The following is a 12,380-nucleotide window of genomic DNA, read 5'->3' as shown; positions in this document are numbered from 1 at the left end:
ATTCAAGCCAAGTAGCCCCTGTGGCAACCCAGCCAAGCCGAAAAGGGACCTGCATATGCGTAGTCTTTCAACTCCGCAAACAGAGCAACACAGTCCGGCCGACTGCACCGCACTGCACTCTGCGGACGGCGGCATCGACAGCGCACCAGCTCGCACCATGCCGTACGGGGAGACACCGTGACACGAGCACCACGCCCGCTCGGGCACACTGCCCTTCACCACTGGAAGCCAGCCATGGCCCTGGTCATGGCTGGAAGCCTGCTGGCACTGACTGGATGTAGCGACAGCCACTCGGATACATCGTCCAAGCCCAGCACCACGCCCACGGCTGTCTCGCCGTCCCCCAGTTCCACCGTGGAAGCCAATGCCCCTGGTGTCCTCGCGGCGTACACAAGCTCCTGGAACGCGCACACCGAGGCCTACAGCAAGGCCTCCTCCGCAGACACCGACCTGAAAAAGAACACCACCTTCGAAGCCTTGGCCGACATCGAGAACAACCTTGCGGCCATGCGCAAGGCCGGACAGGTGGCCATCGGGAAGCCGGTTCTCCACCCCAAGGTCGTCAAGGTGACCGACGCCAAGATCCCCACTGCCACGGTCACAGACTGTGTCGACACCACGCACTGGACGCTGATCGACAAGGCCTCGATGAAGAAGGTCCCGCTGCCAACGACGCGGCTCATCAAATACGTCAGCACCGCAACGCTTGAAAAGTGGGGGACGCAGTGGATGGTCACGAAGCTGACCGCTCTAGATCAGGCCTGTTAGCCCGTCGTCTCGCTGTACTCGTCGGCACTCTCGTTCTGGCCTCGGCGGGCATCGCACACGCGGGCGATGACCCCGATGTCGGAGCGGGCAACTGCCACATCACCGAGTTCTGCGTCAGTGTCGGTATCGGTGGCAAATCCGACGGTGGTGGCGGGCAGGCGGGCGGCTCGCAGGACGACAGCAATAGCAAGTTGCAGTGCAAGTACACCAAGGTCGAGCCAAAGCCTCCGGCCAACCACCCGGCCTGGAAGGGCAAAGACCGCAAGAAGAACAACCTGTACCTGATGGAGTGCACGGACGGCGGACAGATCAACCCGGCCAGCTTCGTCGTCGTGCCGACGGATCAGAATCCTGTGCCCCAGGTCGACCCGCAGGAGCTGGCGCAGCGCGCGGTGGATTCCATGACGCTGCTCGGTCCCAACATCGCCAGCCCGCGCGCCGCTGGAAGGTACACCGTGGGTGTCCCGATGTGGATGTGGGTCAACCAGAGCGCCACGACGTACGGACCGAACGCCGCGTCGGCTTCAGCTGGCGGGGTCACCGTCACCGCGACCGCGAAGGTCTCGAAGATCGTGTGGACGATGGGCGACGGCGCCTCCGTGACCTGCAACGGCCCCGGTACGCCTTACACATCGGCTGAGGGCATGACCCAGTCACCAACCTGCGGACACGTCTACTCAAAGACTTCGGCTGGCGCTCCGAGCGGCAAGTACCGGCTCACTGCGACCTCGACGTGGACGATCAACTGGCAGGGCGGCGGAGCGGCCGGCCAACTCACCGAAGTCCGGCAGACCAACGTGCAGGTCGCGATCGGCGAAGTGCAGGTCGTCAGTTGACGCTGCCGGAAGGATGACGACGTTGAGCAAGACCAAGGAATCAACATCAGCCGCCATGCGCAGGTTGCCGCGGCAGACCGGCGTGGCCGGCCCCGTCACTCCGCCGCGGGTGTCGGCCCGGCGGCGTCGTCCGGGCGTGATCGCCCTGTCGCTGGGGCTGATAGCGGCCGGTGGCGCCGGTGTGGCAGTCCTGCTGCTCCAGGTCGGAGACCGCACGCAGGTTGTCACTGTGGTCCGTGACGTGCAAGTCGGCCAGGTCCTCACCGCGCAGGACCTGGGCAAGGCGTCCATCTCCCTGGACCCGGCGGTGAAGGCGGTACGCGCCGACGATCTGGACCAGGTGGTGGGCGAGCGGGCGGCCGTGGAGCTGCGGCCGGGTTCGTTGCTGGCCCCCTCCCAGGTAACCCGGGACAGTCTCGTCAGGGCTGGTGAGCAGTTGGTGCCGATCGGGCTCAAGCCTGAGCAGGTTCCTGCCACTGCGCTGGTGCCGGGGCAGAAGGTCCGGCTGGTCCATGTGCCTGCTCAGGGGGAAGCGGATACGGGCAAGGCTTCGAGCGCTCCGCCCGAGACGGTTGCCGGTCGCGTGGTGAAGGCGTCCGGCGCGGCCCCGGGTACCGGTGTGGTCGTCGTCGATGTCGCCACCTCGGAGCGGGACGGTCCGATCGCCGCGGCGTGGGTGTCGGCCGGCACCTTGCGCATGGTTCTCGCTGCCCCGGACGGCCGTTGATGGCTGTGATCGCGTTAGCCGGATGCAGCGGTTCGCCCGGGGTGACCACGAGCGCATTGGCTCTGCTGCTGGGCTGGCCGTTGGAGCCGGGGCGGCGGATGATCCTCGCCGAGTGCGATCCGGACGGCGGGGCTGTGCTGCACGGGCTGCTGCAGGGCACTCTCGGTGACCGGTACGGGCTGCCCAATTTGTCGGTTGCCGCGCGGAAGGGCGAGTTCGGTGAGGCGTTCTGGCGGCAGCTGATCGACCTGAACGGCGATGACGGACCAGGCGACTCGGCGCCGGATCGGCTGCTGCTGCCGGGCATCACCGATCCCGGGCAGGCTGCGAGTCTTGGTTCGGTGTGGAAGGCCCTGTCGCAGATGTTCCGCGGAATCGAGGCCGATCACGGTCACGATGTCCTTCTCGATCTCGGCCGCCGCGGCGCGTTCGGTCCTTCCGCCGTCCTGGCCGATCAGGCCGACGCTGTGATCGTGGTGGTCCGCAACACCCTGCGCTGTCTGCAGGCGGCGCAGGCAAGGGTGCGCCAGATGCAGGAGCGGGTCGGGGAGGTCGGTCTGCTGGTGATCGACGAAGGCCCCTACCCCGCGGGCGAGGTCCAGCGGGTGCTCCAGGTGCCGGTGGTGGCGACCCTGCCCTATGCGCCGAAGGACGCCCGCGTGTTGTCCGACGGTGACGAGCAGCCGCGCCACTTCACCAAGTCGAAGCTGATGAAGACGGCACGGACCGCCGGTGTACTGCTGGTGCAGCGTGCTGCTGTCCGGCGTGCCCGTCTCGATCCGCGTGCAGCACTGGCCACGGGGGTGCACCGTGCGCGGTAGGCCTCTGCATGCCGATCCGACGGTGTCCCCGCCGCCGGGTCCCCGCCCGGGCAGGGTGGCGACTGCCGGTGCTGCTTCAGCTCCGCAGGGGCTTGGCCGTTCAACGCCGCAGGTCACTGTCGATTACCGGGTTGCCCGGCACATCGCTGCCCAAGTGGCCAAGCAGCGCGAGGAACTGCTGAAGACCACGCAGAACATGGACCGCGCCAGCGAGGAACAGCGTTGCCTGGACTGGATCAACGAGGCGGTCGCCTTGTGGTCGGACGCGCAGGCAATGACACCGCAGCAGGACGAGGCGCTGCGGCGCGGGGTCTATGACCTGCTTTTCCGTGCGGGACGGTTGCAGCCGTACCTGGATGACGAGCGGGTCGAGGACATCATCATTCAGGGGCCGGGCGAGGTGTGGCTGGACTACGGCGAGGGTGAGCGCCGCCGGGTCGGGCCGGTCGCCGACTCGGAGGAAGAGCTTCTGGAGCTGCTGCGGGAGTTGGCCCGGGGGTCTGGGCACAGCGAGCGCACCATCTCCACGGCGAGCCCGACGCTGGCCTTGTCTCTGCAGGACGGGTCCCGGCTGCAGGCGATCACGGGGCTGGGGCCGATGACGTATGCGGTGATCCGCCGGCACCGGGTTTCCCAGGCCGGCCTCGACGACCTGGTTCGCCTGGGCACGATCGATCCGGTGCTGCGGGAGTTCCTCGGTGCGTGCGTGCGCGCGGAGAAGAACGTCATGATTGCGGGGAAGCAGAAGGCGGGCAAGACGACGCTGCTGCGGGCGATGTTGCGCGAGTTCGATCCGCAGTGCCGGTTCGCGACCATCCAGACCGAGGACGAGCTGTTCGCTCACGCCAACGGCTACCACCGCCAGGTCGTTTCCCTGGTCGGCCGGGAGTCCAACGGAGAACGTGACGCCAGCGGGCGCAGTGCCGGGGAGGTGACTCTCCTGGATTTGATGCATCCGGCGTTGCGGATGTCGTTGGAGCGGATCGTGGTCGGTGAGGTCCGTGGGCCGGAAGTCGTGGCGATGATGCAGGCGCTGACGAACGGGTCGGGCGGGAATCTGTGCACGATCCATGCGCGGCGTGCGGACATCGTGTTCGACCGGATCGCCGAGCTGTATGCGCTCGCTCAGGAGAACTTGTCCGAGGCTCTCGCCTACCGGCAGACCGCGAACGGTCTGGACTTCATCGTGTACGTCGACATGACGGACGAGACGCAGATCGGCGGCCGCCGCCACCGCTATGTCTCCCATGTCCTGGAGTTGACCGGGATCGGTGAGAACGGCCGGCCAGCGACGAACGAGGTCTTCTCCCCCGGCCAGGAGTTCGGTGAGCTGCGGGCGGTGCCGCGGATGGATCCGGGCTGCATCGATGACCTGCGCCGTGTCGGCTTCGACTCTGGCCTGCTGCAACAGCCGTATGGGGCGTGGGCGGCGCCCTTGTCGCTGAAGGTGGGGGCGAGTCGATGACGCTGCTGTTCGGGCTGCTCAGTGGCATGACCCTGGTCGCCGGGCTGATCGGCGTGGTCGTTGGCGTGGTGGGCACAACTGCTCCGCGCCGCTCGTCGCTGCGCCGCCGACGGCAGGCCTGGCGCCAAGGGGCGCAGAGCGAGGACGCCCGGCTGCGCCGGCAAACGCTGGCAGCTGCGGCAGCCGTGGTCTTCGTCGCGGTCTGGTTGGTGTCCGGCAACTTCGTGGGCGCCGTGCTGCTCGGTGGGGCCGTGTTCGGGGTGCCCTGGCTGATCAGCCCGGCGCAGCTCGAGAAGGAGCGGATCGGGCAGTTGGAGGGATTGTCCGAGTGGACGCAGCGGCTGGCCGGTCTGCTTCGTCTGGGGATGGGCCTGGAGCAGGCCATGATTACGAGCCGTCAGGGGGCGCCGGAGGAACTCGCCGGGCAGATCACCAATTTGTCCGACCGGCTTCGGCTGGGGTGGCGGCCGCAGGAGGCGCTCCGCGTGTTCGCCGATGAGCTCGATGACGTCACTGCGGACAAGGTGGTCGCCGCGCTCATCCTCTCCGTCGACGACCGTGGCCCGGGTCTGGCACAGGCCCTGGAGGACTTGGCCGGCACCGTCCGTGAGGAGGTCGCCAAGAAGCGGGCCATCGAGGCGGATCGGGCCAAGCCGCGGACCACGGTGCGTTGGATGACGATCATCACGGTCGGGGTGGTGGTCGCCGGGTTCTTCGTCCCGTCCTACACCCGGCCGTACTCGACCCTTCTCGGACAGCTGGTGCTCGCGTTCCTGACCGCCGGCTTCGTGGGTGTCCTCGCGCTGATGCGGCAGCTGGGCCACTTTCGCCGCATCCCTCGCTTCCTGGTCACCGACCCGTCCAGCACCGTCCGGCTGCCGGCCCCCGTCCTGGAGCCGGACCACCTGCTGGACGCAAGCCGGCTGCCTGAAGGAGCCACGCCGTGAACCTGTTTCCCGTGGTGGCGTCCGGTGGCACGGTCGGCGCCGGCCTGGCCCTGATGGTGCGCGAACTGCTGCGCCCTCAACCTTCCCTGGCGGCCGCGCTCGCCCGCAGTGCTCCGGCCGCGTTGACCATGCCCGAAGGGGAGCTGGACCGTGACGAGGTGTGGGGGCGGTGGCTGCTGGCCCGCATGGAGCGCCTGCCCGGCGTGCGGATCCCGGCAAAGAACCTGGCGCTGCTGGGGCAGGGCCCGGGCCAGTTCATGCTCAAGAAGGTGGCGTTCGCCGCGCTGGGACTGCTGTGCCCGGTGATCGCGACGATTCCGTGGATCATCGCCGGGGTGGGCCTGCCGTTCTATGTGCCCGCCGGGGTCGGACTGCTGGTTGCGGGGCTGCTGTTCATCACTCCGGACCTTGCGGTGCGGGACCAGGCCCGGCGTGCACGCGAGGAGTTCGCGCACGCCCTGTCCGCCTACCTGGATCTGGTCGCACTCAAGCGGGCCGCCGACGCAGGCCCGGCCGAGGCCCTGGAGAAGGCCGCCGCGGTCGGCCGCGGCTGGCCCTTCCTGTTCCTGCAGGGCGCACTGCGCCGGGCCCGGCTGGAGAAGATCCCGCCGTATCAGGCGCTCACGGAGCTCGCCGCCGAGTACGACCTGCCGATCCTGGGCGATGTCGCCGACATCATGCGCGGGTCGGCGACCGACGGTGCCGCCGTCTACAAGGCCCTGCGCGCCCGCACTGCCGCGCTCAACGCCGAACTGCTCGCCGGTCAGGCCGCGGAGGCGAACGCTGCCAGCGAGAAGATGACCGCCCCGGGCGCCCTGCTCGCCGTTCTGGTGATGCTGCTGATGGCTTTCCCTGCGGTGATCCGCATGTTGACCGTCTGAAAGACCATTCCGACTTGCTCAACGTTCAAGGGAGGCACAGACCATGAGGCATACCGCAGCCCGCGCCTATCGTGCAGTCGGCTGGCTGACCACGCGCCTGCAGGAGGGCCTGGACGATGCCAGGCGCCGGCCGGACCGCGGCGACATCAGCACCACGACCGTCATCATCTGGGTGGCCGCGGTCACCGGCGCCGTGCTGATCGCCGGAACCATCGCCGTCGTGATCGCGAAGTACGACGGCAAGCTCTCCGGCCTGTGATGGTCTCTGCCCGGAGGCTGAAAGGCTGGTGGCTGGGGCGGCGTTGGCGCGAGGACCGGGGTGATGCGTCGATCCAGATGGCGATCGTCTTCCCCCTCGTACTGCTCGCCACGATCGCGGTCATCCAGGCATCCATGTGGTACTACGCGCGGCAGATCGCCTTGACCGCCGCCCGCGAGGGTGCCGCCGCGGCCCGCGCCTACCAGGCCGGTCCCGGCGACGGCGCCGCCCGCGCCCGGGAGGTCCTGGAGCGCACGGCGGGTGACAGCCTCAGCGGCTACAGCGTGAGTGCCGGCAGCGACGGGCAGCGGGTGCGGGTCGAGGTGGCCGGTACCGCCTTGTCGATGATTCCCGGTGTGTCCGGCCTGCAGGTGCGGCAGTCGGCGTCTGGCGTGGTGGAGAGCTGGACGGTCCCAGGGCGATGAGCAGCATGCGAAAGGCGCGTGATGCGGGCAGTGTCGCCATCGAGGCTGCGATCGTTCTCCCGTCGCTGATCATGTTCTTGTGTCTGGCGATCGCCGGCGGGCGGATCGTCATCTCCGGGGCGAAGATCGATGCTGCTGCCGAGGACGCGGCGCGGGAGGCGTCCATCCACCGCACGGCGGCCTCAGCTCAAAGCGCGGCACGGGCGGCGGCCGCCGAATCCCTGGCCGACCAGGGCATCGCCTGCGCTTCCACCACCGTCCACGTGAACACGGGCGGTCTCAGCGTGCCGGTCGGCCAGGTCGGGACCGTGAGCGTGACCGTGACCTGCACCGTCAGGCTGTCCGATCTCTTGCTACCGGCTCCTGGGGTCCGGACGCTGACATCCACGGCGACGTCCGTCGTCGACATGTACCGGCAGAGGGATCTTGGGGCCGCGGCGTCTGACGTGCCGTGGGGTTCGAGCCGAAGTATGGGCGGTGGGCTGTGAGCGCGCGGGGATGCCCGGTTTCACGCTTCGTGCGTCGAGCGTGCTCGGGCTCGTGCCTGGCAGGTCGCGCGGGCGGTGAGCCAGACGGTCTCGAATGCTGCAGCGGTCAGGTCCTGCGGCTCGTGTGCTTCCCACTCCTGCACAGGGACTTCTGCCGTGGCGCCGAACACCGCTTCGTAGTCGGTGAGGGTTCCGGCCTGCTGGGCTGCTTCCCATTCGGCCGAGGAGGCTGCGGCGATGGGCTTCTCAAGCGGTCCTTGGAGTTCAGCCTGGCGGGTGACCCAGCCTTCGGCGTCGACCTCGAAGTAGAACCATGTGTCTTCCTCGGCCCAGTAGCTGCGGAACCAGCGCGTCATGACGTCATTGTCCGCGGCTTCGTGGCAGTCGCCTCTTCACAGGTCCTGCGTCCAGACCCCGGCGGGGTGTTCATCAGGGTGCAGCCACAGCCGGGGCTGGTGGTCCAGGAGGTCTTCTCCACCGGGCTGCCAGGGGAAGGCCCCGTCGCGGTTGGGCCAGGTGACCTGCAGGAACGGGAACGGCGGTTTGTGGTAGTAGCCGATCGCGGTGCCGAAGAACGCCTTGTACCAGCGGTAGTCGACGGGCTTGAGAACAACCGGGACGTTCGCGACGTCGTGGCGCTCCTGGTCGGCTTCCGGAACCTGCCCCTCGACAGATCGCCGGGCGAGGTCGTTGAGGAGTGTGTGCATCAGCGAGACGTCCAGGCCGAACATCGCCAGTTCGGGTATCCGGTGCTGGTGCCACAGGCCGATGGTGTAAGCCCAGCCCGGTCCCGCGTCATCGGCGGGGATCATCATCACCTGCCAGCCGTGCCGATGAATGGTGTCGACGCTCGACTGAGTGCGAGTGTCCAGTTCGCTGATGTCCGCGCAGATGACGCAGTGGCAGGCGGTGTGACCGGTGGGCATAGCCGTGAGGTTACGGGGGCGTGTTGGCCTCAAACTCGGCGGGCAGGCTTCTGGCCACGCCGATGGGATGGCGTCTTGCGGCGGGCGCGTGCTGATGACCGCGGTGGTGTCACCGTGTTCGTTGCGGTGTGCGTGATCGCGCTGATCGGCATCATCGGCATCGCTGTCGACGGCGGAGGAAAGATGGCCGCCACCGAGCGCGCCGACTACATCGCGGGCGAGGCCGCCCGAGCCGGAGGGCAGGCCATCGACCCGGCCCAGGCCGTCACCGGGCGGGCCATCGTCGTCGACCCTCAGGACGCTATCGCTGCCGCCCAGGCCTACCTGCACTCCGCTGGCGCCACCGGCACCGTCCACGTGTCCGGTGACGGCAAGAGCCTCACCGTCACCGTGAACGGCTCCAGCGACACGGCCTTCCTGTCGGCTGTCGGGATCGCCTCGCTGCCGGTGACCGGCCACGCCACCGCCACTCTCCTGCACGGCGTCACCGCCCCGGAAGGCAACTGATGCACGCCACCCCCACTCCCGCCCGGTCGGCCGGCGGCGTCCTGGTCCATCTCTGCAGGGCTGTGCTCAGCCTGCTCGTTCTGACCGCCGCGGTCGGTGGGCTGCCGCTGCTGCTGGCCTGGGCCACCCCCGTCATCTGGGCGGACAGCCACGACGATCTGGCGCACCTGCTTAACCGGCAGGACACCGGATCCGTGTTCCTGCTCGTACTGGTCGCGGTCGGCTGGATCGGGTGGGCACAGTTCACGTTCTGCGCCATGCGGGAGCTGATCGCGCAGCTGCGGGGACGCCGGTGGCACGCCCCGCGCGGGCTGGGCATCTCGCAGCGTGCTGCGGCGCTCCTGGTCGGCAGCATCCTGGTCCTGCTGCCCACGGGGTCGGCCCTGGCCTCCGATGCGCAGGCCGCGACGACCGCCACCGCCGCCCGCACTCCTGGCCAGGCCTCCACAAGCCCACAGGCTTCGCATGCCGGCCCGGACGTACAGGTTGCTGCCGCAGACGCGAGTCCGTCATACACGGTGCGCGAAAGCCGGCCCGCGGAAAGCCTGTGGAGCATCGCAGAAAGGGAGTTGGGCGACGGCGAACGGTGGAGACAGATCGCCGACCTCAACGAGGGACACACCATGGCCGGCGGGCATGTCTTCAGGTCCAACAGCTTCCTGCAGCCGGGCTGGCAACTGGTCATGCCCGAAAGGCCGGGGCACGACAGCCTGCGGACGCAGACCGAGGGACGTGAGGCCGCGATCGGCGAGACGGGCGAACACGTCGTCACGGTCCACTCCGGTGACTCCCTCTCGGCGATCGCCGAGGACGAACTCGGCGACGGCAACGCATGGCCCCGCCTGTTCGAGGCCAGCCGCGGCAAGCCGCAGCCGAACAAGCTGCCCGCCATCACCGATCCCGACATGATCTATCCAGGACAGCAGGTCACCGTGACCGCCACCCGCCCTCGCCCGAGCGACCCAGCCTCGGACCGTCCGAGCAGCGGTAACACCGGCAGCAAACGGCCCCCCGAGACAGGCCAGGACACCGGCGCCACTCCGCCCGCGACACCCGGCCACAGCACGCCTGCACCCGCGTCGTCTTCTCCGGGCACGCCGTCGGCCAGCAGCGCCGCCCCTGAGCAGCCGGCGCCCTCCCCCGCGTCGCCCGACACCGCCGAACCAGCTCCGGCTCATGGCCTGTTGACTCTGCGCACCGTTCTCGGGGCCGGTGCGCTGCTGGCAGCAGCCGTCACCACGGCCCTCGCCCTGCGCAGGACGCTGCAGCGCAGGCGCCGCGCACCGGGCGAGACGATATCCATCGCGCCGCAGACCGCGCCCGCCGAAGCGCAGCTCGCGGCGGCCGCAGAACCTTCTGGTGCGGCGTGCCTGGATGTGGCGCTGCGCACGATGGCCCACCGGGCGGACGGGGACGGCCGTGAGGTGCCTGCGGTGCGGGGAGCGCGGCTCGATGCCAGCACGGTGCACGTGCTGCCCGATGACCTCGCCTTACCGCCGCAGGCCCCGTTCATGGCGGGAGCAGGCGGGTGGTGGCAGCTCGATGCCGGCGCCGAGCTTCTGGCCGAGGATGAGGCTCACGCGGTTCCCCCTCCGTGTCCGGCTCTGGTCACGGTGGGCAGCACCGAGTCCGGTGACCTCGTTCTCGCCGATCTGGCCGGGCTGCCCGCCGTGCTGCTGGACGGAAACCCGGTGCATATCAGCGAGGTGTGCACGTCGCTGGCCCTGGAGCTGGGAATGAGTCCGTGGGCCCAGGACGTCGAGATCGTCGCCGTCGGGTTCGGTGAGGAGCTGCCGGCCCTGCTGCCGAACTCCCGGATCGTGCACATGCGCCAGCCCTCGCATGCCCTGCGCGATCTGACCGAGCGGCTGCTGGAGGTGCACCAGATGCCCGAGACTGCCCACCACCCGTATGTGGTGCTGTGCGCGAGCGCGCTGGACGACGACACCGCCTGGCAGTTCGCCGACGTCCTCGGCAAGAACCTGCCGATCCCGGTCTCACTGATCGCCCCGGCCACCAGCACCGCCGCGGGTCACTTTCCCGAGGCGGACATCCTCGCCGTCTCCGCGCAAGCGCCGCAGCGCTTCGACCCGCTCGGCACCGACGTCCTGGTACAGCGCCTGGAACACGCCGCCTACCAGCAGATCGTCACCGCCCTCGCCGTCTCCGGCCAGCCCGCCCACCCTGCGCAGGGGGCCTGGCAGCACGTTCCCGGCGAGCCCGACCCCAAGGAGCAGGCCGCGCCCGGCGGGCACCCGGAACCGGCCGTCGACGACAGCACGGCTCCCGCGCCCAGCCGGAACAGCTCGGCACCGGACGGCTCGGACGCGGACAGGGACGATGCCGTGTTCCCGGCGCTGCTGCAGGCCTCCGCGGATCCCGCCGCACTGCCACTGCTGTCCACGCGGTCGTCCTCGTCTGCCAGCGCCGGCGCCCCGCAGGCCGACGGTGGGCATACGGGCAGGTCAGACACCGCCGGGTCCGCTGCAACTCCGCACGTATCAGGGCCTGTTAAGGACGCCGAGGGCGAAGAGGCCGTGCAGAGCCGGCTCGGGCCGGAGATCCGGGTGCTGGGGCCGGTGGAGGTGGACGGGGTCGCCCATACCGGCCACGGACCACGCTCCGGCCAGCTCGCCGCGCTGCTCCACTTCCGCCCCGCCCGCACAGCCGACGTGCTCTGCGCCGCCATGGACCCCATCAGCCCCTGGTCACCCGCCACCCTCAACGCCCGCCTCCAAGGCCTGCGCCGCGCCCTGGGCAACGACCCGGACGGCAATCCGTATGTGCCGCGCCGCCGCGACGGTGACACCCCCTACCGGCTGGCCAGCGGTGTGCGCTGCGACTGGACGCACTTTGTCCAGCTCGCCGAACACGCACTCCCCCACGGCCCTGACGGGCTGCCCGAGCTGGAGGAGGCCTTATCCCTGGTGCGCGGCCGGCCCTTCGGCACACGGCCTCCGGCCTGGGCAGAGCCGCACCAGCAGGAGATGATCACCCGGATCGTGGATGTCGCCCACACCGTGGCAATCCTGCGCACCTCAAAGGGCCCGCACCAGGATCTCGGTGCCGCACGGGCGGCCATTGCGACGGGGCTCGACGTCGACGAGGCGGCAGAGCTGCTCTACCGGGATCTGCTCGTCCTCGAATCGACGGCCGGGAACCGGGTCGGCCTGGACACCGCCATTTCCCGCATCCAACAGGTCAACGCCGTCCTCGACTGCTCCCTCGAGATTGAGACGGAACAGCTCATCAACGAACTCCTGCACAGCAGAAGCAAACGGGGGCCGGCCTTATGAGCACAGCCACCCGGAAGAGCCGGCAGCACGACAC

Annotated in this window: 14 protein-coding genes; 12 read left to right on the top strand and 2 right to left on the bottom strand. The window is 69.3% G+C overall.

All coding sequences use genetic code 11. The features are described 5' to 3' along the window. The first annotated feature begins 234 nt into the window (after positions 1–234). From ACFYR3_RS39770 to ACFYR3_RS39725, 10 genes are read left to right on the top strand one after another with little or no spacing between them, the layout of a single operon-like run. Complete coding sequence (locus tag ACFYR3_RS39770) at positions 235–768, top strand: hypothetical protein (protein ID WP_389286955.1); 534 nt, start codon at positions 235–237, stop codon at positions 766–768. Then, complete coding sequence (locus tag ACFYR3_RS39765; RefSeq protein ID WP_389286953.1) at positions 714–1,604, top strand: ATP/GTP-binding protein; 891 nt, start codon at positions 714–716, stop codon at positions 1,602–1,604. The genes ACFYR3_RS39770 and ACFYR3_RS39765 overlap by 55 nt, the downstream gene beginning before the upstream one ends. Before the next feature lie 55 nt (positions 1,605–1,659). Then, positions 1,660–2,331 carry an SAF domain-containing protein gene (locus tag ACFYR3_RS39760; protein WP_389286999.1) on the top strand — a complete coding sequence of 224 codons (672 nt, stop codon included), beginning with the start codon at positions 1,660–1,662 and terminating at the stop codon, positions 2,329–2,331. Continuing rightward, positions 2,331–3,152 carry a hypothetical protein gene (locus ACFYR3_RS39755; RefSeq protein WP_389286997.1) on the top strand — a complete coding sequence of 274 codons (822 nt, stop codon included), beginning with the start codon at positions 2,331–2,333 and terminating at the stop codon, positions 3,150–3,152. The genes ACFYR3_RS39760 and ACFYR3_RS39755 overlap by 1 nt, the downstream gene beginning before the upstream one ends. Then, positions 3,142–4,617, top strand: a complete 1,476-nt coding sequence (locus tag ACFYR3_RS39750; RefSeq protein WP_389286995.1) for a CpaF family protein — start codon at positions 3,142–3,144, stop codon at positions 4,615–4,617. The genes ACFYR3_RS39755 and ACFYR3_RS39750 overlap by 11 nt, the downstream gene beginning before the upstream one ends. Then, positions 4,614–5,564, top strand: coding sequence for a type II secretion system F family protein (locus ACFYR3_RS39745; RefSeq protein WP_389286951.1), 951 nt, complete (start codon positions 4,614–4,616; stop codon positions 5,562–5,564). Before ACFYR3_RS39750 ends, ACFYR3_RS39745 begins: the two co-directional genes overlap by 4 nt. Then, positions 5,561–6,445: a hypothetical protein gene (locus ACFYR3_RS39740; protein WP_389286949.1), complete on the top strand. Its 885-nt coding sequence runs from the start codon at positions 5,561–5,563 to the stop codon at positions 6,443–6,445. The genes ACFYR3_RS39745 and ACFYR3_RS39740 overlap by 4 nt, the downstream gene beginning before the upstream one ends. A 43-nt stretch (positions 6,446–6,488) precedes the next feature. Beyond that, positions 6,489–6,704: a hypothetical protein gene (locus ACFYR3_RS39735; RefSeq protein WP_389286947.1), complete on the top strand. Its 216-nt coding sequence runs from the start codon at positions 6,489–6,491 to the stop codon at positions 6,702–6,704. Next, a complete protein-coding gene (locus ACFYR3_RS39730) occupies positions 6,704–7,129 on the top strand; it encodes a TadE family protein (RefSeq protein WP_355846173.1) in 426 nt (141 codons plus the stop codon). The genes ACFYR3_RS39735 and ACFYR3_RS39730 overlap by 1 nt, the downstream gene beginning before the upstream one ends. A gap of 5 nt (positions 7,130–7,134) precedes the next feature. Next, positions 7,135–7,617 (top strand): TadE/TadG family type IV pilus assembly protein, encoded by a 483-nt coding sequence (locus ACFYR3_RS39725; protein WP_389286945.1) that lies wholly within the window; start codon positions 7,135–7,137, stop codon positions 7,615–7,617. Positions 7,618–7,637: 20 nt separating this feature from the next. On the opposite strand, the gene ACFYR3_RS39720 is transcribed toward ACFYR3_RS39725, so the two are convergent. Together ACFYR3_RS39720 and ACFYR3_RS39715 are read right to left on the bottom strand one after the other, a co-directional pair. Continuing rightward, positions 7,638–7,973 carry a hypothetical protein gene (locus tag ACFYR3_RS39720; RefSeq protein ID WP_355846168.1) on the bottom strand — a complete coding sequence of 112 codons (336 nt, stop codon included), beginning with the start codon at positions 7,971–7,973 and terminating at the stop codon, positions 7,638–7,640. Between the two features lie 36 nt (positions 7,974–8,009). After that, positions 8,010–8,543 carry a DUF4262 domain-containing protein gene (locus ACFYR3_RS39715; protein WP_355846166.1) on the bottom strand — a complete coding sequence of 178 codons (534 nt, stop codon included), beginning with the start codon at positions 8,541–8,543 and terminating at the stop codon, positions 8,010–8,012. Between the two features lie 114 nt (positions 8,544–8,657). On the opposite strand from ACFYR3_RS39715, the gene ACFYR3_RS39710 reads away from it, so the two are divergent. Both ACFYR3_RS39710 and ACFYR3_RS39705 read left to right on the top strand, forming a co-directional pair. Next, positions 8,658–9,050, top strand: a complete 393-nt coding sequence (locus ACFYR3_RS39710) for a pilus assembly protein TadG-related protein (RefSeq protein WP_355846164.1) — start codon at positions 8,658–8,660, stop codon at positions 9,048–9,050. Next, positions 9,050–12,346: a hypothetical protein gene (locus ACFYR3_RS39705; protein ID WP_389286942.1), complete on the top strand. Its 3,297-nt coding sequence runs from the start codon at positions 9,050–9,052 to the stop codon at positions 12,344–12,346. The genes ACFYR3_RS39710 and ACFYR3_RS39705 overlap by 1 nt, the downstream gene beginning before the upstream one ends. The last annotated feature ends 34 nt before the right edge of the window (positions 12,347–12,380 follow it).

The sequence above is a fragment of the Streptomyces sp. NPDC005784 genome, from assembly GCF_042871525.1.
GTDB lineage: Bacteria > Actinomycetota > Actinomycetes > Streptomycetales > Streptomycetaceae > Streptomyces.
This window is presented reverse-complemented; position numbering and strand designations above follow the sequence as displayed.